Below are 20852 nucleotides of genomic sequence, written 5' to 3'. Positions count from 1 at the left end.
TAAATTGAGGATATGACCCCGGTTTCTCTGATTGCACAGGCAATACAGCGTGAACGCACCCGCGCAAAGATGAGCTTGTCAGCCTTGGCGTCCCAGGCGGGTATTGCAAAATCAACACTGTCTCAGCTAGAGGGGGGGCAAGGCAATCCCAGTCTCGAAACCCTTTGGGCCATTGCATCGGCGTTGAATATTCCGCTTAGCTTTCTGTTTGAAACACCCAAATCCGACTTCACCATCATCCGTGCCGATGAAAAAGATCAGCTATCGTCTGATCTATCAACCTTGTCTTCTACTCTCTTGGCTGATTGTCCCATTTCCTGTCGCCGGGATCTCTATCGCGTTTATCTTGAAAGCGGATCAGTAAGAGAGGCCGAACCCCATACACAAAGCACGGTTGAACATGCTTTTGTCTGTCGCGGACGGGTCCGCCTTGGCCCCGAGGACAATTTACAGGAACTATCCGAAGGCGATTATTATCGCTATCCCGCCGATAGCAAGCATTTATATGAAGCACTGTCCGACAAGGCAATGTTGATCCTGATCATGGAAAGCCCGGGATAGGACAGAATGAAGATCGGCTATGCACGGACGTCCGGGGAAGGGCAGAATTTGGAGCAGCAGATTGCAGCGCTGAAGGATGAGGGCTGTGACAAGGTTTATTCTGAAATTCTGGCGTCCAATCGGGTTGTCTGTCTAGCCTTGGAAGAAGCGTTGGCTGAACTGGATGCTGGCGATAGTCTTGTGGTTTGGCGGTTAGATCGGCTTGGGCGGCGCACGGTTGATCTGATTACTTTTCTACAGGATTTGCAATCGCGGGGGATCTATTTTCAATCGCTCTGTGAGGGGCTGAATTCGGGAACGCCACTGGGGAAGATGTTTCATTGTTTTATCGCGGCCCTTGCGGACAATGAACGCGACTTGACTATCGAGCGCACTCTTAAAGGGCAAGGGCGGAGTAAAGCCGGGCAAAAAAAGTCAAAATCTGCGAAGCAGCAAGGTCCCTCGCAAGATGATATCGAGGCGGCAATGGTGATGTTATCTTCACCCGAGCAGGTTCAGAAGGCCCCAAAAAACCAAAACCAGAACTAGGTTCAGAAATAGGGCGTCCAATAGGGGCCAGAGATAAAATAGAAATAAGCGATAAGACAGAAATAAGAGTTAGAGCTGGCAACGTTCAATCATTTTCACCTGGCATTAGTTAAGGGGTACCAAGAGAAAAGGCGGCTTTTTGCCGCCTTCTCGTTCTTTTTTGGGAAACCCGTTTGTTTTAATGGCTGCGTAATTCAGAAATCAGATGTCGCATTTCGCCTTCGGAAAACTCGAACTCTGGCCCTTCTTCCATTGCCGTGAGTTGCATCAGTTTGCAATCGAGATAGCGGGATAGTTCCCGACGATGATTATGATGAATTTGACTGGCCAGTTTTGCGACTTTACTCGCGCGATAGCCATGTTCCATTTCCTTACCCAAATCTTCGCTTAGATTTTTTGCACTATAAGCCACAATCAGAACTCCTTTAAGTCCGGACTCTTCTAGAGTGAGATTAAACCCTGGCAACACAATATTTATGGTAACACAACACTTGAACCGCACTGATAAGGCTCTTGATATTCCCGTCTGTCATTTGTTCGACAGATATGCATCCGAGCCTTGCGAACATGGTACTCTATTTGACAGCGGAGTACCGGGATATGCCAAAAATGACATAAAACAAGATGTTCCCAGAGGTGGTTTATCTCTTGGAAAAGCATCTTGTGTATCTGGCTTTGGTCATGATGACATTCGGTTTTCCGAAATTTTTTTGGCCAGATCTTTCCTGTTATCCCGCCAGTATAGAGGGACAAATATTAATAAAATCCTTAATGTTTTGCCGGTGCAAAGAGGGCTTGTTCCCCTTGGGGGGAGGGGGATAGAAGGGGCTGTTTAACAAGTGTTTGATTTTATTTAATTTCGAAGATTTTTTAGTTGAAAAGTGTGCAAGTTCACAAAACTGAAATATTAGAGTCACATAACAGGCGTAGAGTTTATACGTGGGGTAAGCCGTCATAAAAATGCCAGCGAAAACAGAATGGCCGTGAAAACTAGATGCCCGTGACAAACGGGAAATAAAGACGGAAGCAGAAACAACAACGACCCGATCAAAAAAGAGAAGGGTCAAAAAAGGGAGTAGGCGCAATGTTTTGGGATGAAACGTCAGATAATGCGGCATTGGTGCCGTTTCTACCATTGCGCATACGTTTGGCAAGATTTTGGTCAAGGTTTAGCGCGAAGTTTAAAAACGATCATCAGGCCGTACTCAAAAAATAGCCGCACTCAAAAAAAAGCGACAAGTTATATTTAAGGCCATTTCTTGATTATTTTTTATTGGTCATTTCTTGATGCAGCCATTGGTCCGCCACGTCGCCGAGTGTTTTTGGCGTTCCGTTTTTGATCCAACTCATAAAGTCCCGATTAAATTTGAAGTGTTCACCGCATTGCAGTTTCATAAAGCGGCGGACATTTTGTGTGTGTTTGTAGCTTTCCGTAATCGGTGTCTCACGGGTTAACGTCGCTGAATGCCAGTTAATATTTTCAGGTGATGTTTTCTGATCTTTGTTCATTTATTTCCCCTCAGTGCCAACCGATCCATTTTCTTTATGTGTGATGGAACATTATGTAATCGGACGCCATCCGCAGATAAGATCTCCCTGTGAAACAAATCCAATACCGTGGTAATGCACAATATCATTCTTTGACCAGATCGCGTGATAAATCTCGTCCCTTTTGGTGATCAAAAGATCCCACGGATCACTCTCGTGACCATCTGGGCCAGTATAGGCAATGCTGTAGGTTCCAATAAAGGGATCATAAGTGGGTGTATCACTGTTTACATCTGATCTTTGGGGCGGGGTGGCCCCGGTTTTCTGACGGATCGCTGTTCCCTGACAAACAATATGAACATCTTCCTGTGCGCTAAAGGCCCAACGGGCATGGAGAGAGCCGTTGGCGCTATTATTGGGCGTATAGGTCACTGCACCAACAGGATTATTCAACATATCGGACGTGAGAGTCATAATTGTTTCGCCATGATTGTGTCTAAGGGATTATCACCAGTGAATGGACGTTTATGTGTATAGAGCAAAATGAGTGGCTTTTGGTTCAGGATAGTTCCGTGAACATGGATTGAAAGAATTATTTTCGTGTAGGAGAAACCCAGTTGTATTCAATGTGAGGATTGATAGTACATTCTTAAAACTCATGAAGTGATGAAAAGATATCGTTTTTCTTCGCATCTGCACAAGTGCTATCTCCTAACCTGAACATAGGTTAAAGCTCGTTTGGCGAGTAAAAGCAACGATAGTTGCGTTCGGAGATTTAGTAATGACAAATGATAACATTCAGACCAATGCCTTTGTAGCAAAGAATGACATACGCGCCCAGTTTTCACAGGCAATGTCCGCCATGTACAAGGAAGAAGTGCCGGCGTACGGCGCGTTGATGGATCTGGTGGCTGATGTCAATGCGGTGTCTTTGGAACAGGATAAAGATCTTCACGAGCAACTGACCCATACTGACGGACTGGCGCGTATTACCGAAGAACGCCATGGTGCTATTCGCGTTGGGACAGAAAAAGAGCTTTTCACTTTGCGCCGTCTGTTTGCCGTTATGGGTATGGAGCCTGTCAGCTATTACGACTTGTCTGTAGCGGGGATCCCCGTGCACTCCACTGCTTTTCGTCCGGTGGACGAGGCTGATTTGAACCAAAATCCTTTCCGGATTTTTACGTCTCTGTTGCGTCTGGAACTTATCGAAGACGAAGATTTGCGGGCGGCAGCACAAGAGGTTCTGGACAATCGCGAGATTTTCACCACTGCGGCCCTGAACCTGATCGACCGGGCCGAAGCTCAGGGCGGGTTGAATGCCGAAGACGCCGCGCAGTTTGTCACAGAAGCACTGGAAACCTTTCGCTGGCACAGTAAAGCCAACATCGACAGAGAGCTTTATAATCGTTTGCATGATGAACATCGTCTGATCGCCGATATCGTCAGCTTCCATGGTCCGCATATCAATCACCTGACCCCGAGGACGCTGGATATTGATGCGGTTCAGGTGGGGATGCCCAAGCGCGGGATTGATCCCAAAGCGGTGATTGAGGGACCGCCCCAGCGCAAATGTCCGATTTTGTTGCGTCAGACATCCTTCAAGGCACTGGAAGAGAAAGTATTTTTCAAACAGGCCGATGGAAGTTGGGAAGAGGGATCGCACACCGCCCGTTTTGGCGAGATTGAACAGCGCGGTATTGCCCTGACCCCGAAAGGGCGAGCGCTCTATGATGAATTGCTGGATAAAACCCGCGCAGCTGTACGCGCTGGTGAAGGAGCTTATGAAGACTTACTGGTCGAAAGCTTTGCGGCTTTCCCCGACAGTTACGAGGAGCTGCGCGCCGAAGGGTTGGCTTTCTTCCGCTATTCCCTGAGCGAAAAGGGTGCGGAAATAGCCAAGTCTGTGGGTATTTCCGGCACCGTTGATGGATTGTTGGAAGCTGGTATCCTGCGGATGGACCCGATTGTTTACGAAGATTTCCTGCCGGTATCAGCCGCGGGCATTTTCCAATCCAATCTCGGTGATGGCGGGGCAGAGGTTGTGTACAGCAACCCAAGTCAGGCCGCTTTTGAAAAGGCTCTGGGGGCAAAGGTTCTAGACGAACTGGCGCTCTATGCCGAGTTGGAGCAGGCTTCATTGACGGATTGTTATGAGAGACTTTCGGCAAAATCCCTGAAGAGTGAAGCGCCTGTCGCGGCTTAAAGTTGGCGGCATAATAAATTATAGCCATGTTATATAACTCTGCTTATAACATGGCTCTATATCTTACCGGGTGCCCTTATACATATCCTGTTTTGGGGCACCCCGAATATTTAAAAATCAGAGTTTATTTACATGACAAGCCCGACCCCACAAGACCTTGACGCCCTGATCGATATTGTTGGTGAAAAGGGACTGATGCAAGCCGATCACGGTGATGGTAGTGGCGGGGATGATTTGGTCCCTTATGAAACCTGTGTCCGTTATGGTGCGGGAAAGGCTGCGTTTGTTGTGCGCCCCGCGAACAGTCAGGAAACGTCCCGGGTACTGGCCTATTGTTATGGGCGGGGAATTACCCTTGTGCCGCAATCCGGTAATAGTGGCCTGGTCGGGGCTTCGACACCTGATAGCTCTGGCATGCAAGGTGTTCTCAGCTTTGATCGACTGTTAGAAACACAAGGGGCTGACGCTTCTTCGCATAAGCAGATAATCTTTGATGAAGAAAACCGTTCTGTCACCGTGGGGGCTGGTGTCCGTCTGTCTGACCTTAATGCTTTTCTGGAGCCCAAAGGCTATGTGTTCCCCATTGATCTGGGTGCAGATCCCCGTATCGGGGGGATGATCGCGACGAACACAGGCGGGGCGCGTTTTTTGCGTTACGGCGATGTGCGTCAGAACACTTTGGGCGTGAAAGTCGTTTTGGCGGATGAGACCGGGACCGAGCTAGATTTTATGTCCGGCCTGCGCAAGGACAATACCGGCATCGACTGGAAGCATCTGTTCATTGGAACCACAGGCGTGTTGGGTGTTGTAACCGAAGCCGTTTTGAATGTTGTCCGCTTGCCACAGCAATCAACGGCGGCGTTGTTGGTGCCCCGTGATGAAGCGGCGGTGCTTAAGCTGTTGCTGGAAATGGAAGAACGCTGTGATAGCAACCTGACAGCCTTCGAAGGTATGTCGGCCGAGGCGATCCGTGCAGCCTTTGACCATGTGCCTTCGCTGCGCAACCCCTTTCCCGGTGGGGACATTCCGGATTATGTTCTGTTGGTCGAACTGTCCCGCACCTGGGCCAAACGTGATAGCGAGCAGAGCCTGGACGAGTTGATGGAAGTGGTGTTGGCCGAAATTTGGGAAGACGAAGAGGCGCCGCTGGAAAATGCCTTTATCGGACGCCCCGAAGAAATGTGGGCCTTGCGACATGCTCTTTCAGAAGGGGTGAAACACGCGGGTAAACTGGTGGCTTTTGATGTGTCATTCCGGCGTGGCGATTTGATGAAATTCCGGTCCTTTATGGCACAGGAGCTCCCTGAAAAGTTCCCTAATGTGCGGATTTGTGATTTTGGTCATGTGGGGGATGGCGGTCTGCACTTTAACCTGTCGATCCCACAGGATGATCCGCGTCTGAACGATGCCGCTTTTATTCCGTCCTTGCGGGAATGGGTCGTGAAAATGGTTGTGGAACAATACAACGGCAGTTTTTCAGCCGAACATGCCATTGGTCGCAGTAATCAGGAATTTTATGATAGCTATACGCCCAACAAGGTGAAGGAACTGGCGGCGCAGATAAAGGACGTTTTGTCACCGGGTGACCTCGGCGATGTCAAACTGGGTTAGAAAGTTTTAGCGTCTTATCTGGTTGCTTTTTTCTGCGCTAATCTGCACCCTATGATTGCTGATTGGGGGTGTGATGAAAGCTATTTTATTTGTAGTTGTATTTGCTGTTGTAAAATTTGTGTATGTTTCACTATTAAAATTTTTGATGCTTGGCTGGTTTACTGTAACGACTAGATTCATGGAAAATATGCTTTCGAACTCACCTAATGGTGCTGACGATGCAATATTATGGGGACGTATTCTCGGATTTATTTCTCATCCTATGCTCTGGTTTGTTATTTTGATGGTGAATTTTGGAAACAGTTAACGGACGCATTAAACTTAATAATTGGGCCATTTACTTAATAATTGGGAATATAATAGGGCGCGCCTGTCATCATATCGCGGTATTTTCCCTGGGTGACAAGGCGTAGAATGGTGTTTGAAAAGGAATTCATCAGGCCGACGCCTTCCTGATCGGGATGGAAAACAAAAGATCCACCCCAGAAATCAATGACCTCGCCGTGGTGCAGGCCCTCTAAAAGCCCTTGTTCCCTCAGGGTTGGTATCCACCCCGTTTGAATGATACCGGCATCAACTCGTTTCCCCGTGATCATCTTTGGGATAAGAGCGTTGTCGTTGGTGATTGATTTTGTGATCGTATCGCTTTTTTCATACTCAAAGGGAACACCATAGCCCCGTGCGCTGACGACAGATTTTCCGTCCAGATCCTTGACTTCATTTATGATCGGCTGATCGCTTCTGGTGAAAATATGATAGCCGCCCATGATAATCGGCATGGAATAGATTGGCAGAAAGGAATAGCCCTGATCAGTAATGCGCTCTTTTTTCTCGGCAATGATAAAGGGCCAGAGGATATCAATTTCTTTTTTGAAAAACAGGTTCTGACACCGTTGGGCGGGGGCAAACTGTAGCTCAAAGGTGTGACCTGTTTTTGTGCTGACGTCCTTTATCACTTCCTGATAGAAATTAAACAGAGGCTGTGGGCCCTCTTTATCCTCTGTCATACCGCCTGGAATTTCAACAGTGCAAACCTTGTAATTTTTTGCATATGACGGGGATGAAGCAAACGACAGGAGTAATACTGACACCGTATATAATGCAAATAGCTTCTTCATCTCTTGCCCTGAACAAAGATCCCAAGTGAAACATGTTTTTGTCAGAATACAGGCAAATTCTTAGTGATTTAATAACGGATGAGGAAGAGGGGCGTGTGGGTTGCTTTTCTTCCTTTAAACACTCAGCCCTGCCTCGACAGCCCGGTCGCTGCAGCGGGAGGCTATTAGGATTACCAGTGCGATGGTGATAATCACGAGGGAGAGCTGGATTGCCGTTTGATAGCTGTAGGCGCTGGCGATCAGGCCCATGGAGACGTTGCCGAACATGCCGCCGAGGAAAAGGCTGTTCATATAGAGCGAGGTGGCGCGGCCCAAGCGGCCATTGGCGAAGCTTTGTACGAAGGTGATGCTGACCCCGGCGAAGATGCCGTAGTACAGCCCCTCAAGTGCGGCACCCACCACTAACTGAGGTATGCTGTCCACCTGTGAGAGAATATAGAAGGTTGGCATGGCGATGATGGTCGCGGCATATAGTGCTGTTCTGGCGCTGAACTTTTGCATGGCATAGGGAATAAGAAGGATCACAGCCACTTCGGTCAGGCACTTGATGCTAAAGGCCAGACCCGGTGCAAAGGTTGGCAGTTTGGCTTCTTGTGTAAAATAAAGCGGCAGGGCTGCACTGGTCAGAATATGCGCCGCGGCGATAAAGAGACAGGCCGCGGCCTCCAGATATAATCCGTGATTGAGTGATCTGGACTGCGATGATGGTTGGTTCGAGGATGGTTCTTTGGCCGCCGCGGTGAAATCTGTGGGGACAACAAAGAACCAGAGGATAACCCACAAAAGGCCGAGAGAAGCTGCGGTATAAAAGACAAAAGAGTTTCCCCATTGTCCGGCAATGAAAAAGGAAAGAGCCGGGGCCATCATCCAACCCAGCGAAGTCATACTGCGCAGATAGGAATTGTAGCTGGTAACCGCCATGCCCTGACTTTCGGCATAGGCACGCCCAAAGCTGTACATCAGGGATGTAGAGGCATTTGAGAAGCTGAAACAAAGACTGATAAAGCCGATGATGACCCAATAAGAGGGGTAAAGCGACAGGGTTGCGGTCGCGATTAAAAAGGCAAAGGCCGATATGGCAATAAGCGGGCGTACCCGTGCCCCCTTGTCAAAGCGTTCCCCGAACTGGCGGTTCATCACCAGGGTCAGAACACTGACCAGCCCGACATAGATGCTGATTTCCCACGGGTCACGCCCCAATTCATCAATGATGAAAAAGCCCATAAAGGGCACGATCATGCCATTACAGCAAACCCCGGTAAAAAGCAGCAATAAAATGAGGTAAGCCTGCCTGTTCAGTGGAATATTCTTGACGGGTGTACCATCTGAATGAGGGGCTTCAGCGTATTTTTCCGGGAGGGAAGCTTTATCGGGACTGGGCATGGTAAAACCGTTTCTACAAAGAGGCTTTGCGCGCCCTGTCTTCAAATATGTTTACCGCATCACGCAGCATGGATGCAGCTGTGGGAACGGGTTCGCGTTCCCAGAGTTTGTGGTACATGATGCCATAGATATCGGTGTGGAGTTCCACCGCCATTTCCCAGCCCGTGCAATGGGCGAGGAAACTTTCTTGTGGCAAGGCAATAGGGGCGACCGAGAGTTTGTTGTTTTCGTATGTGGCGACCAGCTTGATTTGCTTGTTGTCGGCCCGGGCGTTTTTCAGGTCGTCCTCGGTAATATTTTCGATGCCTGTGACATCAACGTCCTTGAGGGTAACGGTCTGGCCCAAAATAGCATTGGCAATAATGACCAGCTTGTTTGCCGTATCCCATCCGCCAACATCGAGACTGGGGTCAGCTTCGGCAATGCCGCGTTCCTGTGCCTCGGCCAGCGCGTCATCATAGGAACGCCCCGTTGCCATTTCATCCAGAATAAAGTTACTGGTGGAATTGAAAATGCCCTTCAATTTGCTGATATCACCAGCGATCAGATCGCGCCTGCCAATATTGAGAACTGGCAAGCCGCCACAGACCGTTGCGCTCATTTCCAATGCTGCGCCAGAACCACGGGCGAGGTTTTTTAGCTCTTCATAGGCAAGTGTCACAGGCCCCTTGTTGGCAAGGACAACGGAAATACCTTTGGCCAGGGCTGTGCGGGTAATACCAAGACCGGGTTGCCCTGTTTGCAGATCAACCGGGGACGCTTCGAAAACCAGATCAATTTTGGTGTCTTCCAAAACGTTCTCAACCGATGCACCTTTTCTAAACCCCTTAAAGGAAGAGGCGCGTTCACCTGCATTCTTTCGATCAATAATCATCTGTGCTTCAAACCCGTCGGGATCAACGGCAACGCCGGAACTGTCTGAAACGCAAACGATCTGAAAACAGATACCGTGGTCGCGTTGCAGTCTTTCCTGTTTGTTGATCAGGATTGTTAAAAGGTTTTTGTTCACAGAGCCCAGACCGACAAGGGCCGTTTTGATCATCATGGAAAATGCTTTCAAGGGAATCTTGTTAAATAATATACCGGGGTTAAATAAGATATTGGGAATGAAACACTTTAAAAATTATCTTTGCAAGCTTTGCGTGTGTGATTTTGATTGCAATCTATGAAAACAGGGCGACTTTTGAATGAGGCTTGGGAGGGCGTTAAATTTGGAAAGTATTTTTTCTACCCTGTTTATGATTGCAATGGTCGCTTTCTGGAACGTTATCAGCAGGGTATTTGTTGGAATTTTTTATGAGATCGTTGTACTCTCGCTCTGGAAAATTTGTAAATGGTGGGGGCAGCTGTGGATAAAGGCCATACGTTTTGTGTTCCCCCAGAGCCTGCGCACAGGGACCTATTATTCCAAAACAACTGCTGTCGTGGGATCTTTGTTGGCGATTGCTATTAACCCGGTCTCGATCAGTATGGTTGTTTATCACTGGCATGAAACAGGGCTGTTACTAACTTGATGGGTGGTGGTTTTTGTGTCACTTTTAGGTTAGGCGCACCTGTAATGTGCCATGCAACTTTTTATCCTGATTGAATATAAATTATATCGGATCAGGCTGCGTCAGGATTTTTGGCTGAAGATCTGTTTCTTGATTTATTCGCAGGGCGATTACCAGAACGATTAGTCGGTTTATTTCCCTGTTTATTCACCTGTTTATTCACCTGTTTATTTCCGGGCTTATTGTCCGCGCGTTTGCGGTTGGGGTGGCCGGTTGGCTTTTCAGCTGTGTTTTCCACAGCTTTTCCAGCCGAGTTTTTCTGTGTTTTGTTTGCTGTGTTACCTGATGCTTTTTGAGAGCCGGAACGCCTGTTGTTGCTGCCCGCTTTGTTTTTGTTACTGCTTTGGTTGCGATTTGGGTTTTTGCCATTTCCGTTGCGCCCCTTTCTGTTTGGGTGTCCGCGGTTATTGCCGCCTTTTTTCTCACCAGCCGGGGCGGCGGTCATCCCTTCGTTGTGATAGGGGTGATCTTCAAAGACGGGAACGCTTTGGCGGATGTTCTTTTCGATATCTTTTAGATAGGCGCGTTCTTCGTGATCGCAAAAAGAATAGGATATACCTGTGGCACCTGCACGGGCTGTACGGCCAATACGGTGAACATAGCTGTCGGGTTCATTCGGCAGTTCAAAGTTGATGACATGGGTGACGCCATCAACATCAATTCCCCGTGCGGCAACATCGGTGGCAACAAGGGCGCGAATATTGCCATCGCGAAACTCATTCAGCGCGCGTTGGCGGGCATTCTGTGATTTGTTGCCGTGAATGGCCGCAGATGTAACACCCTGTTTTTCAAGAAACTCGGAAACGCGGTTCGCGCCATGTTTTGTTCTGGTAAAAATCAGAACGCGTTTGATATCGCTGTCTTTAAGCACATATGCCAACAAATCACGTTTGCGGTTCTTGGGCACCATCATGACATGCTGTTCAACCTTTTCCGCAGTTGTGGCCGCCGGGGCAACCTCTACACGAACCGGGTCGATCAGGATAGAGTTGGCAAGTGCAGTGACTGATTTGGGCATGGTGGCCGATAGCAGAACGGTTTGCCGTTTTTCAGGCAGCTCTTTGATGATTTTCTTGATATCACGGATAAAGCCCATGTCGAGCATGCGGTCTGCTTCATCAAGGACGAGGAACTCAACTTCGTTTAACTTGATATGGCCTTGTGACATCAAATCCAGCAAGCGCCCGGGGGTGGCAATCAGGATATCGACACCGGGGGCCATGGCCTTGATTTGCGGCTTCTCCGATGCGCCGCCAAAAACGATGGTGCTGCGCAGGTGCAGATATTTGGAATAGTCGCGGACGTTGTCTGAAATCTGGATCGCAAGCTCGCGTGTCGGGGCCAGTATCAGGGACCTTGCCGTCTTGGCCTTACGCTTGCCTTCGCCTTTGAGCAAATATTGGATCAATGGCAATGAAAAGGCCGCGGTTTTTCCGGTTCCGGTCTGGGCAACCCCGATCAGATCTTTTCCCTCTATAATGTTGGGAATAGCCCGTGACTGGATTGGGGTCATTTGTTCATAGCCCCCTTCCTTGATTGCACGAAGAATAGGGTCACGCAGGCCGAGATCGGAAAAATTGCTCATTATCGCCAAATATCAAATTAATAGAATGCGGTTTCACTATAGCTGAATATCCCCCCTGTCAATCAACGATGCTGCGGGGCAGCCATGTCAGGGGACGTATTACAGGCAGAAAAGGGAACAGCATGTGAAAGTCACGTGTTGTAAGGGCGTAAGAATAGATCGGATAGGTAAAGAAAGGGAAAAGATGGTGATCTGTTTTTTGTAAATGCGGTTCAAGGTCTGTTGTCTGATTGAAATAAGAAAATAATAAAAAATAACTAAGTAATATCAGTATTTTATGGTGGTTGTTAATGCCGATGTCAAAACTTACCCTTGTGATGGCCACCTTAAAAGTGTATCCCTTTGGGTAGTGCCAAAGGGATACACTTTTGATGTTTTCGTTTGTTCAAGTGGTTATCACAAAGGCACAAATTGAGCGTTTTGTTAAATAATATTGGGAATTTTTTATGACATATATCACGATGGGCGAACGTATTGAGGCGGCACGTAAAAGTAAGGGATTAAGTGCATCGCAACTTGCGCGCCGTGTCGGCGTTAAAGTCTCAACCATGAACAACTGGGAAAGTGATCGTTCTGAACCTCGCGCGAACAAGCTTGTCGCGCTGGCAGGTGTGTTGAGTGTGAATATGATTTGGTTGCTGGAAGGGTCCGATGACAATAGCAGTCTGCCACCAAATGTAGAAGTTGTTGAAACTGCTGATCTACAAAGCAAAATCAACCGTTTACAGTCCATGCACGAACGCATGGTACAACTTCTTTTTGAAATTTCCAGCGAAGTGAACCGGGTTCAGCGCGGCATCAAGGAAGATCAGGCAGAACAGGATGCGGAGCAACTTTAAGCACTGACCTGTCATCTTGTAATTTAGAAATTGTATTAATCCAAAGTGGATTGTTTTATCAATAGGAAGAGGGAAGCGTTGGTTAAAACTGCTTTCTGATTTTTCCGATAAAGCGATCCACTTTTTCTTTGCTTAGGCTTTCGCTGTCGTAAAGGGAAAGCATCTGAAATCGGCACTTGGGCGCACAGGTACCCCGGATTGCGGTTTTCAGAACCCGTCGAACCGGTTGGCGCAAAACCAACAGATCAACCCACCTTGGGGACCCCAGAGTGGTAATAACCTTCATTTCGATCAGATTATCAAGCTTGGGTAAAATAGCTTTGTTGTTATCGGCATGATCATAGGCATGCCCCGGCGCCCACACGCGATCAAACCACCCCTTGAGGATTGCGGGAAAGCTAAACCACCAGGTCGGAAAGATCAGCACAAGGCTCTGCGTTTCTTTGAGCTGTGCCAGGTCAAGTTCCAAGGCGCTGCTGTCAAAGTTTTCCGTAAAATAACTCTGCCGCTCGGCCGGACTGAGGGCGGGTGCAAAGTTCTCCGCATAGAGATCCTTGACCTTAATTTCATACCCCTTGGCCTTCAAATGTGCAATCGTCTCCTTCGCAAGATGTTTGCACAGACTGTCTTCCAACGGATGTGCAATAACGACCAGACATTTCACGGTATTTTCCTTTATTAAGAGATGTGGGGCTTCATATTACAAGTATGTGTGCATTAATCTTATGGAATTGCAATATTGTGTTTGATGTTGTGCTGTCAAAGCTTGAAATTTTCATAAAACAGCTCCTTAGTGCTTTTACCACATCAAAGATCTTCCCTAACATTTGGAATAAGCATATTAAGTTATGAAGCAGTACTTTAGATATTAAAGTCTTAATAACTCATATCATAACAATGGGGGAAGTGTTTAGCCTGTATACTAAATTGGAGTGATAGATAATGAATTCAGAAGAACGAAATTGTATTGAAAAAGTGATGTTGTTGTTAAGCATAGGAATTACTGAAAGCATTAAAGAGGGGGCATTGGAAATTAGCGATGCAGAGTTTTTATTGTACTCGCCTCGAGTACTGTCTTTGCTTGAAAAATGTGAATTTAGTGAGGAAATAATTAATTTGGTCCATTTAGGTTCAGAGCTGGACGATATCACAGATTTGGTGCCAAGTAAGTTTGATGATTCTTTAACCGAGCTTACAATGAATGCCATGAACGCGATAAAGAAAATGCCTCCTATAAAAACCGATATTCCCAGGTGGACTGAAAAACATTTAGCGTGAGTGTCTTTGTTCGTTATTGGTATTTTTCACAGTGTTCATAATTTTGCGCTCTTAAACAGTAGTTATATCAACTACAACCAAAAAATTATGGAGTTAAGATTAGATGCTAATCACGAAGGATGAAGTTGTTGATATATTTTCAAAACTTCTAGCAGGGAAAATTTCCAGAGAAGAAGTTGACAGTTGGGCCTGTGAAAAGATGTATGCATTTGATTACGAAGAGCTAGAATTCTCCCCTGCTGAAGATGAAGAATTATTATGGTCGGGAGTAATGTATCTTATGGGAATTGATCTTCAAACGTCACCTAGGGAGTATATGTATTCTTTCGAAGAAATAGAGGAAGTTTATCGAGAAAAATGGAGAGATAATTTATAGCGGAATGATTAGTCTCAAGAAGGTGAAACAACTATAGTCTTTATCGAAAATAACTTCATTAGTTAGAAACAGGCCCATCGGACTGATTTCCTAATAGGCCTGTCTTATCCTGTATCATCGTGCGGGCGAGTTTTGTCCATTCGTCAATCAAGGCTTTTGCCATGATAACCTTGCCCATGTTTTCTGGAGACGGTGAGGGAATGTCTTGTGTAATCAGGCCTTCGACAATTGTGCGTACCTGATCCGGGTTTAAGTGAACCCGAAAATGGTCGGTGTTTTTATTGTTGATACCCAGGGCTGACTTTTCCAATGGTTGCGTGTGAACGATATTGCGGATAGTTAACGCAAGTTCCGGGTTTTGTTTGCGCAAAAGTTCATAGGTGAACATCAAACTGCCGCGGCTAAAGATATCGGATGAATCCTCGCGATAGGCAGGTTTTGTATCGGGGGAATAGTGGGGTGGGAATTTTAGTGACATCGGGGTGTTTTCCTCACTATCCTGTTTTAGTTATTGTATTTTACTGGATTGTTCTGATGTTTTCTTTGGTATTTTTTTGATCTTCCTTTGCTATATCCTACGCACAAAGGGTTAATGAGTGCTCAATTCGTGTGAAGAATGGCGAAATCGGCGATATTGGTATCGAAGCCTAACCCACAAAGGCATCAGGAAAAGACAGTTACAATAAATAAAGGTACAACAAATAAGGGCGCAACAGAGTAAATTCATAGGGGAAAGGAAAGGGCATCATGAAGTTTATGAAATTGCTTATGGGGGCCTTGTTTGGAACCTGTCTTCTTTTATTGGTGGCGTTGATCTTTATTGGTCGAGACAAGGGACTTGCCTTGATCTTTGGTTCAGTAGAGCACCAGAATATCGATTTTGCTACTCTGTCGCTTGCCCCAACCCCAAATCAGTTTCTGGTTTGTCCAAAAGATTTTTGTACGGCGCAAAGTCATTTGGAAAGCCCGGTGTATAATCTTTCGGTGACAGAGCTAAAGGCCGAGTGGCTGTCATTTATTGAAAAACAGCCCCGTATAGAAAATCGCACTGAAACAGGGGCTATAAATAACGGAAAATTACAGTACGATTTTATTCAGCGCACTGAATGGATGCGGTATCCCGATAGCATTACTATTCGTTTTATTCCGATTGATCAGACAACATCAACTTTGGCGATCTATAGTCGTTCCCACTATGGGCAAAGTGATTTTGGCTTCAATGAACAGCGTATAAAAAGCTGGTTGTCCCAACTATAGATCTGTCTGTTGTTTTATTTTTTTAACCATGAAGCATGCTTAAATAATTCTTAATGCCTTGGCTCATACTATCATATGTTTGGCAATCTATGGTTGGGATATTTCACATTAAGTCACACAAGATCAGAATGAACTGACGAAAGCCTGGCCATACACGGAAATACGTTGCCATAGAGAAAACGTTTTTGGGAAAGGAACGTTATGAGCATGTTTTTCGGCATTTTTTTTGACAGAGCCAAGGCTTTGTTTATCTGGTTTAAAGCAGGGGTTGGGGCCAGTGTGTGTAGTAGTTTGGTCATTGCAATTTTTTCGGGCACACCTGTCTATGCTGAAACCCAAGCACCTTCGAAAAATTTGATTGATGATGCCGCGGTTGAGATAATCAGAAAGTGGCTTGAGAACGCGGTCGTCGAAATTTCAATTAATGCCCAGAATAAAAAATACGCGGCGATCTCGCAAAGCGAAGTCGATGCCCTGGATAAACAGTGGCGTGCAGAGCGGGACAAAGAAGACCAGCCCTTGATCGCCACAACACTGAGCAGCCCGTTATCAAACTACCTTACACAAATTCAGGCCGGGTCGGGTGGGCTGTTTACCGAGATATTTATTATGGATGCAAAAGGTCTGAATGTTGGGCAATCGGCCATTACATCTGATTTTTGGCAAGGGGACGAGGCAAAATTTAGCAAGACCTATCCCAATGGATCTGATGCAATATTTGTGGATGATCCTGAATTCCATGAAGCGACCAAGACATGGCGAACCCAGGTAAATCTGACAGTTTCTGACGCTGGCAACAAGCCAATAGGTGCTGTGACTGTTGAATACAATCTAACGGAATTGGCACGCCGACGTGCGGATAACTAAACCGTTTCGTACCGTTAGCCAATTCGTTTGACGTAGTAAAAGGATTTTCCGATGCAGTTGTTTCGTAATTTAAAGATCGCTCATAAACTCATTCTCAGTTTTTCTCTACTTGTTGCTGTTACTCTTTTGATGGCTGTGGTTTCTTTTTCGGCGATTAATGATATCAAATCAGCAGACGAGGAAATTGAAAAAGCCAATAAACTTGAGCTTGCCTATAACCAGTATAAAGAATCATTTTCCAATCAGCGTCAGGGACTGCTTTATTATCTTTTGACGGGTGATCGTTCGGGGTTACAGCAATTTAATGACTTTTCCCTTACAACAGAAAAATATTTTGCTGAATTGAAAGCGTTGTCTGCGGGGCAAGATCAATTGACCGGGGCTGTGGGATTATTGTCAGTTCATTACCAGACCTGGGTTGATAAGTTTGCGAGCTCTCAAATTCAGCTCATGCGGAATTACCTGACCGTTAATCAGGCGAGAGCCATTGAAGTTTCCGGGTTACCGCAAGAAACAATAGCAGAATTTGATGCTGTTGCGTTAGATCTCAACAATTTGTTGAACCAAATTTCCATTGATGCGGCTTCTGTGAAAGAAGGGGCATTTAACAAGTTTACGATAACAATTATCGTTTCGATTTCTGTGTTGGCTTTGGCGGCCATCTTCCTGGCCTTTACCCTGACCCGGGCAATTTCCACTCCGCTTGGTCGCATAACTCAAAAAATGAGTGAACTGGCCAGCGGTGAACTGGATGTTGAAATTCAGGGCGCTGATCGTCAGGATGAAGTTGGCGGCATGGCCCGTGCGGTAGAGGTCTTTAAAGAAAATGCCATTGAACAACGTGAAATGCGTGCGCAGGAAGAAGCCAAGCAAGAGACAGAGAGAAAACGCCACGAAAGCATGGAACGTTTGACCAAAGAGTTTGATGCGACAATGGGTAGTGGATTGGAGGTCGTTTCAAAATCGGTTTCAGAGGTTGCGCAGTCAGCAACAACCATGGTTGGTAATGCTGCCCAAACCGGAACACTGTCACAAGAAGCATCGGCGGCGATTGAAGAGGCATCGGCAAATATTCAAACGGTTTCAGCTGCAACGACACAGTTAACGTCTTCGATTAGTGAAATTTCGCGTCAGATGAACCAGACTTCGGGGGCTTCGCAGGCTGCCGTGACAGAGGTCGAACAGGCAAATTCCAAAGTTGTGGAACTGAATGATGCCGCAAAAAGTATTGGACAAGTCGTTCAGATTATCAGTGACATTGCTGAACAGACGAATTTGCTTGCGTTAAACGCAACCATTGAGGCTGCCCGCGCAGGTGACGCTGGCAAAGGCTTTGCCGTTGTGGCGAGTGAGGTCAAGCACCTTGCAACACAAACAGGGCAGGCCACAGAGGAAATTGGCATTAAGGTCAATGAAATTCAAAGTGAAACAGCCTCGGCCGCAGACGCGGTGTTGGGTATTGGTGATACCATTCGAAAAATTGATGAACTGACTGCTGCTATTGCCAGTGCAGTTGAAGAACAGGGTGCCGCGACCAGCGAAATTGCCCGAAATGTCGAAGAAGCTGCCCAAGGCGCAAATGAAGTTGCAGGCGTTGTTCAAAAGGTCGCAAAAGCAGCTGAAGAAACCGGTAATCTGGCTGAAAATCAGCAAAGCGTTATCGGGGAAATGGGGCGTAATAACGATGCGCTAAAACAGGATATTTCGATCTTTCTGACAGAGGTGAAAGCCCTGTAGTTAGAACCAGAACTATGGGCTGTTAGTGCTGTAATTATTGGAGATAAAGTGTTTCTGAGAAAGATATGTATCGCTTGTTCCCTTACAGGGTGTTTGTGGCAGTCTTTTTTTTATGCCGCTGTTGGTTATGCCGCAGATGCCGATGCTATTATTCAGCTCAGGACGCATCTGCATCCGCCCTATCAGCTTTTGATTGGTAAAGAGTTAACAGGAACAGGTGTACAGGTTGTCCGATGTGTCTTGACGCAAATGGGCCGTAATTATGAAATTATTCTATCCCCGCCAAACAGAAATCGGCACCTAATGGCAACAGGAAAGGTGGATGGTCTTTTTCTGAATACTCCCAATGTTGAATTGAACAAAATGGGAATTGCAACAGAACCACTGGCCCTGGAAAGGTGGAAATTTTTTCGCCTTTTGGCGCCGTTGGATACATCCATTGATCCCGTACCTAATCTTAGTGACAGAATAGGTAGTGTTCTTGGATCGAATGAAGGAAGTTGGTTGTCGCAACATCGATTTGAGAAGACTGCTTTTTCCAGTGATATGAAGAGCTTGATCAAAGTTCTGTTAAATAAACGGGTTGATTATGTTTTGGCTGATGAGGCCGCTTTTTATCAAGCCGCCAAAGAAAATGACTTAAGTGTGGAGAATGTTGGATCTTCCTTTGTGCGCTATGTTCCCCTTGTTGCTCATTTTTCATATGATTTTCTGGCACTTAACCCTACATTTTTAGATGAATTTAATGGTCGAATTGATCTCTGTCCTGCAGATGAAAAACAGCCTACGGTAACTGAAAAGCAAAGACTTGCTGATCTAGCAATGGCCTTTGCTTCTTTTGAGGGTTTACAAGATATTATTGTTAAGCAGGCTAACGAAAGCAGCGACCGCGACCACACAGCTGTTACCGGCAAAATGATTACCAGGCGACAACAGGACGTGGCGTGGATAGAGGCCAGACAAGGGCAACAAAAAACTCTGACCCCTTTTATGAAATCCATTTTGGCGAATTCATTATCTAAAAAATTAAAGCAAATGGAACAAAAGTCGCAGGGTAAAATTTCTGAAGTTTTTGTTTTTGATGATCAGGGATATATATTGGGCCTTAGCCAGATTACGTCGGATTACTGGCAGGGAGACGAAGAAAAGTACCGTCGTATTTTTGATGATAGTGAGCCAATAAATTTTTCTCGAATTCAATTCGATAGCTCGGCGCGTAAGTTTCTGGTTTCGGTAACAGTGCCGATTTTTAACCCTGAAACGGATAGAAAAATTGCTGCAATCACCTTTGGATTTGATGCGGATATTTCTCTTCGTGATTACGCTGAGGGGATGCCATTTTAGATCCTTTTCATACGTAATCTGATTTATTTGTTAAATTATTTTTAAAGACTCTTTGGCAAAATATAGTCTGTAAACACACTCATTGCTAAGGGTGCTCCTTGATAAATTTGCTCGCAAGGTAAAGGGGTTTGGATAAGTTCCAACAGGCGACCCCGGAAAGAATGTTCCAAAACGTGGGAACAGATAAAAAGCAAACTCATAAGGAAGACCGTAATGGTATTACTAAAACCACTGCTTACTTTTTTTAAAGGCCTGACCCGGGTTTTTGACGTTCCAAAATCCGAAATTCCTTGTCGTGTTTCAGTAAAAGTACGGGAACAGAAAAGAAAATAGGCCGATTATTTCCTGATTTATTCGTGTGTAGCTGTTTCCGGGGAAATATCTATTCTGAAATAGGTGTTCCGTCGGGTTTGAAATAGGGATTGGGTTTGTTTTTCCCGCTAAGGGTATCAAGAAATAACCGTGTGAAAATTTTAATCATCAGACCAAGGGGAAATTTATCTGCCGAATGCTCTGCCCTTGGCATTTCCGGGGGCGGCGTAACAAGTGGTTTGATGATATCCTTTTCCATTATTGAATATCGGACAGGCCCTAAAATTTTGCCTCTTATATCGTTTGGGGCATCATTTTGCGCTATGAAATTATGGACAACACCTAAAAAGGGAAACTTGGGACCAATCATATTCCCGGCGGGTGTTTTACAACAGTCCGTGTACCAACGGTAAATTCCTTTTTCGGACAGTTTTAAATAACGCAAACGATCTTTTCCGAGGGTAATTTCGACCTGTGAAGGTGTTATTTGAATAATATCAGTCCCGCCAAAGGCATTGAGAATATCATCTGCACGGTCAAGCTTTCGCGCAAAGTCCTGGCAATCCTGGCAGTAACAGATCACACGCCTTGCGGTGTGCGGCGATATATTACGTGCGATGCCCTTTACCTCGCCACAGGTGCATTTTAACGGGATATCAGTCATGGTTTGCCTTTGGCCCTGCTTTAACTATCTGATGTAAATGCAATTTGGGAAATATTAAAGATTCAGCCTGGCAGAACAATAGGTTTTTGCCTGTTGTAATTTGGGCTGAAATTTTGAGGGGTGATTTTGAGGCGTAATTATCGGG

General features: G+C 46.1%; 24 protein-coding genes. 14 read left to right on the top strand and 10 right to left on the bottom strand.

What is annotated here, in order from left to right:
• Positions 1–12 precede the first annotated feature (12 nt).
• Entirely contained in the window at positions 13–561 is a 549-nt protein-coding gene (locus WH95_RS01330; RefSeq protein ID WP_052741682.1) for a helix-turn-helix domain-containing protein, read from the top strand.
• A gap of 6 nt (positions 562–567) precedes the next feature.
• A complete protein-coding gene (locus tag WH95_RS01325) occupies positions 568–1089 on the top strand; it encodes a recombinase family protein (RefSeq protein ID WP_046501903.1) in 522 nt (173 codons plus the stop codon).
• Between the two features lie 178 nt (positions 1090–1267).
• Here the strand turns inward: WH95_RS01325 and WH95_RS01320 are convergent, their stop codons facing one another.
• Positions 1268–1501: a hypothetical protein gene (locus tag WH95_RS01320; protein ID WP_046501902.1), complete on the bottom strand. Its 234-nt coding sequence runs from the start codon at positions 1499–1501 to the stop codon at positions 1268–1270.
• Between the two features lie 79 nt (positions 1502–1580).
• On the opposite strand from WH95_RS01320, the gene WH95_RS01315 reads away from it, so the two are divergent.
• Positions 1581–1925: a hypothetical protein gene (locus WH95_RS01315; protein ID WP_157845848.1), complete on the top strand. Its 345-nt coding sequence runs from the start codon at positions 1581–1583 to the stop codon at positions 1923–1925.
• 427 nt (positions 1926–2352) lie between these two features.
• Here the strand turns inward: WH95_RS01315 and WH95_RS01310 are convergent, their stop codons facing one another.
• Positions 2353–2598 (bottom strand): DUF6434 domain-containing protein, encoded by a 246-nt coding sequence (locus tag WH95_RS01310; protein ID WP_046501896.1) that lies wholly within the window; start codon positions 2596–2598, stop codon positions 2353–2355.
• Between the two features lie 51 nt (positions 2599–2649).
• Complete coding sequence (locus WH95_RS01305) at positions 2650–3051, bottom strand: hypothetical protein (RefSeq protein WP_046501894.1); 402 nt, start codon at positions 3049–3051, stop codon at positions 2650–2652.
• A gap of 307 nt (positions 3052–3358) precedes the next feature.
• Between WH95_RS01305 and hglS the strand changes: the two genes are divergently transcribed.
• The 3 genes from hglS to WH95_RS01290 all read left to right on the top strand — a co-directional run bounded on the left by hglS (position 3359) and on the right by WH95_RS01290 (position 6701).
• On the top strand, positions 3359–4783 hold the full coding sequence (hglS, locus tag WH95_RS01300; RefSeq protein ID WP_046501892.1) for a 2-oxoadipate dioxygenase/decarboxylase HglS: 1425 nt from the start codon (positions 3359–3361) through the stop codon (positions 4781–4783).
• A gap of 132 nt (positions 4784–4915) precedes the next feature.
• The gene (locus WH95_RS01295) at positions 4916–6394 is read left to right on the top strand and encodes an FAD-binding oxidoreductase (RefSeq protein WP_046501889.1); all 1479 of its coding nucleotides are present in this window, start codon (positions 4916–4918) and stop codon (positions 6392–6394) included.
• Positions 6395–6467: 73 nt separating this feature from the next.
• Positions 6468–6701, top strand: coding sequence for a hypothetical protein (locus WH95_RS01290; RefSeq protein WP_046501886.1), 234 nt, complete (start codon positions 6468–6470; stop codon positions 6699–6701).
• Between the two features lie 34 nt (positions 6702–6735).
• Here the strand turns inward: WH95_RS01290 and WH95_RS01285 are convergent, their stop codons facing one another.
• From WH95_RS01285 to WH95_RS01275, 3 genes are all read right to left on the bottom strand, one after another.
• On the bottom strand, positions 6736–7401 hold the full coding sequence (locus tag WH95_RS01285) for a type 2 periplasmic-binding domain-containing protein (protein ID WP_157845847.1): 666 nt from the start codon (positions 7399–7401) through the stop codon (positions 6736–6738).
• Between the two features lie 225 nt (positions 7402–7626).
• Entirely contained in the window at positions 7627–8895 is a 1269-nt protein-coding gene (locus WH95_RS01280; RefSeq protein ID WP_052741681.1) for an MFS transporter, read from the bottom strand.
• Positions 8896–8908: 13 nt separating this feature from the next.
• Positions 8909–9940: a homoserine dehydrogenase gene (locus WH95_RS01275; RefSeq protein WP_046501880.1), complete on the bottom strand. Its 1032-nt coding sequence runs from the start codon at positions 9938–9940 to the stop codon at positions 8909–8911.
• 166 nt (positions 9941–10106) lie between these two features.
• Between WH95_RS01275 and WH95_RS01270 the strand changes: the two genes are divergently transcribed.
• Entirely contained in the window at positions 10107–10409 is a 303-nt protein-coding gene (locus WH95_RS01270; RefSeq protein ID WP_157845846.1) for a hypothetical protein, read from the top strand.
• Positions 10410–10500: 91 nt separating this feature from the next.
• On the opposite strand, the gene WH95_RS01265 is transcribed toward WH95_RS01270, so the two are convergent.
• Positions 10501–12033: a DEAD/DEAH box helicase gene (locus WH95_RS01265; RefSeq protein ID WP_082113927.1), complete on the bottom strand. Its 1533-nt coding sequence runs from the start codon at positions 12031–12033 to the stop codon at positions 10501–10503.
• Positions 12034–12479: 446 nt separating this feature from the next.
• Here WH95_RS01265 and WH95_RS01255 point away from each other — a divergent pair, with 446 nt between their 5' ends.
• Entirely contained in the window at positions 12480–12872 is a 393-nt protein-coding gene (locus tag WH95_RS01255) for a helix-turn-helix domain-containing protein (RefSeq protein WP_046501873.1), read from the top strand.
• Between the two features lie 82 nt (positions 12873–12954).
• Here the strand turns inward: WH95_RS01255 and WH95_RS01250 are convergent, their stop codons facing one another.
• Positions 12955–13536: an NAD(P)H-dependent oxidoreductase gene (locus WH95_RS01250; protein WP_046501870.1), complete on the bottom strand. Its 582-nt coding sequence runs from the start codon at positions 13534–13536 to the stop codon at positions 12955–12957.
• 278 nt (positions 13537–13814) lie between these two features.
• On the opposite strand from WH95_RS01250, the gene WH95_RS01245 reads away from it, so the two are divergent.
• Both WH95_RS01245 and WH95_RS01240 read left to right on the top strand, forming a co-directional pair.
• Entirely contained in the window at positions 13815–14150 is a 336-nt protein-coding gene (locus WH95_RS01245) for a DUF3969 family protein (protein ID WP_046501868.1), read from the top strand.
• 103 nt (positions 14151–14253) lie between these two features.
• Entirely contained in the window at positions 14254–14526 is a 273-nt protein-coding gene (locus WH95_RS01240; protein ID WP_046501867.1) for a hypothetical protein, read from the top strand.
• A gap of 58 nt (positions 14527–14584) precedes the next feature.
• Here the strand turns inward: WH95_RS01240 and WH95_RS20290 are convergent, their stop codons facing one another.
• Positions 14585–15004, bottom strand: a complete 420-nt coding sequence (locus tag WH95_RS20290; protein WP_052741680.1) for a hypothetical protein — start codon at positions 15002–15004, stop codon at positions 14585–14587.
• Between the two features lie 269 nt (positions 15005–15273).
• On the opposite strand from WH95_RS20290, the gene WH95_RS01230 reads away from it, so the two are divergent.
• From WH95_RS01230 to WH95_RS01215, 4 genes are all read left to right on the top strand, one after another.
• On the top strand, positions 15274–15783 hold the full coding sequence (locus WH95_RS01230) for a DUF1499 domain-containing protein (protein WP_052741679.1): 510 nt from the start codon (positions 15274–15276) through the stop codon (positions 15781–15783).
• Between the two features lie 201 nt (positions 15784–15984).
• Positions 15985–16650 carry a hypothetical protein gene (locus tag WH95_RS01225; protein WP_204247659.1) on the top strand — a complete coding sequence of 222 codons (666 nt, stop codon included), beginning with the start codon at positions 15985–15987 and terminating at the stop codon, positions 16648–16650.
• A 51-nt stretch (positions 16651–16701) separates the two neighbouring features.
• Positions 16702–18387 (top strand): methyl-accepting chemotaxis protein, encoded by a 1686-nt coding sequence (locus WH95_RS01220; protein ID WP_046501864.1) that lies wholly within the window; start codon positions 16702–16704, stop codon positions 18385–18387.
• A 426-nt stretch (positions 18388–18813) separates the two neighbouring features.
• Complete coding sequence (locus tag WH95_RS01215) at positions 18814–19731, top strand: hypothetical protein (protein WP_157845845.1); 918 nt, start codon at positions 18814–18816, stop codon at positions 19729–19731.
• 382 nt (positions 19732–20113) lie between these two features.
• Here WH95_RS01215 and WH95_RS20285 read toward each other — a convergent pair whose 3' ends face one another.
• Positions 20114–20707 carry a DUF6151 family protein gene (locus tag WH95_RS20285; protein ID WP_052741678.1) on the bottom strand — a complete coding sequence of 198 codons (594 nt, stop codon included), beginning with the start codon at positions 20705–20707 and terminating at the stop codon, positions 20114–20116.
• Between the last annotated feature and the right edge of the window lie 145 nt (positions 20708–20852).

Origin of the sequence: Kiloniella litopenaei, assembly GCF_000982415.1 — a bacterium.
In the GTDB taxonomy this organism is placed as follows: Bacteria; Pseudomonadota; Alphaproteobacteria; order Kiloniellales; family Kiloniellaceae; genus Kiloniella; species Kiloniella litopenaei.
This window is presented reverse-complemented; position numbering and strand designations above follow the sequence as displayed.

What these genes read in the sequence shown, in the direction of transcription:
- WH95_RS01330 (WP_052741682.1), top strand. Translation starts at nt 13, where the DNA reads ATGACCCCGGTTTCTCTGATTGCACAGGCAATACAGCGTGAACGCACC.
- WH95_RS01325 (WP_046501903.1), top strand. Translation starts at nt 568, where the DNA reads ATGAAGATCGGCTATGCACGGACGTCCGGGGAAGGGCAGAATTTGGAG.
- WH95_RS01310 (WP_046501896.1), bottom strand. Translation starts at nt 2,598, where the DNA reads ATGAACAAAGATCAGAAAACATCACCTGAAAATATTAACTGGCATTCA.
- WH95_RS01305 (WP_046501894.1), bottom strand. Translation starts at nt 3,051, where the DNA reads ATGACTCTCACGTCCGATATGTTGAATAATCCTGTTGGTGCAGTGACC.
- hglS (WP_046501892.1), top strand. Translation starts at nt 3,359, where the DNA reads ATGACAAATGATAACATTCAGACCAATGCCTTTGTAGCAAAGAATGAC.
- WH95_RS01295 (WP_046501889.1), top strand. Translation starts at nt 4,916, where the DNA reads ATGACAAGCCCGACCCCACAAGACCTTGACGCCCTGATCGATATTGTT.
- WH95_RS01290 (WP_046501886.1), top strand. Translation starts at nt 6,468, where the DNA reads ATGAAAGCTATTTTATTTGTAGTTGTATTTGCTGTTGTAAAATTTGTG.
- WH95_RS01285 (WP_157845847.1), bottom strand. Translation starts at nt 7,401, where the DNA reads ATGACAGAGGATAAAGAGGGCCCACAGCCTCTGTTTAATTTCTATCAG.
- WH95_RS01280 (WP_052741681.1), bottom strand. Translation starts at nt 8,895, where the DNA reads ATGCCCAGTCCCGATAAAGCTTCCCTCCCGGAAAAATACGCTGAAGCC.
- WH95_RS01275 (WP_046501880.1), bottom strand. Translation starts at nt 9,940, where the DNA reads ATGATGATCAAAACGGCCCTTGTCGGTCTGGGCTCTGTGAACAAAAAC.
- WH95_RS01265 (WP_082113927.1), bottom strand. Translation starts at nt 12,033, where the DNA reads ATGAGCAATTTTTCCGATCTCGGCCTGCGTGACCCTATTCTTCGTGCA.
- WH95_RS01255 (WP_046501873.1), top strand. Translation starts at nt 12,480, where the DNA reads ATGACATATATCACGATGGGCGAACGTATTGAGGCGGCACGTAAAAGT.
- WH95_RS01245 (WP_046501868.1), top strand. Translation starts at nt 13,815, where the DNA reads ATGAATTCAGAAGAACGAAATTGTATTGAAAAAGTGATGTTGTTGTTA.
- WH95_RS01240 (WP_046501867.1), top strand. Translation starts at nt 14,254, where the DNA reads ATGCTAATCACGAAGGATGAAGTTGTTGATATATTTTCAAAACTTCTA.
- WH95_RS20290 (WP_052741680.1), bottom strand. Translation starts at nt 15,004, where the DNA reads ATGTCACTAAAATTCCCACCCCACTATTCCCCCGATACAAAACCTGCC.
- WH95_RS01230 (WP_052741679.1), top strand. Translation starts at nt 15,274, where the DNA reads ATGAAGTTTATGAAATTGCTTATGGGGGCCTTGTTTGGAACCTGTCTT.
- WH95_RS01225 (WP_204247659.1), top strand. Translation starts at nt 15,985, where the DNA reads ATGAGCATGTTTTTCGGCATTTTTTTTGACAGAGCCAAGGCTTTGTTT.
- WH95_RS01220 (WP_046501864.1), top strand. Translation starts at nt 16,702, where the DNA reads ATGCAGTTGTTTCGTAATTTAAAGATCGCTCATAAACTCATTCTCAGT.
- WH95_RS20285 (WP_052741678.1), bottom strand. Translation starts at nt 20,707, where the DNA reads ATGACTGATATCCCGTTAAAATGCACCTGTGGCGAGGTAAAGGGCATC.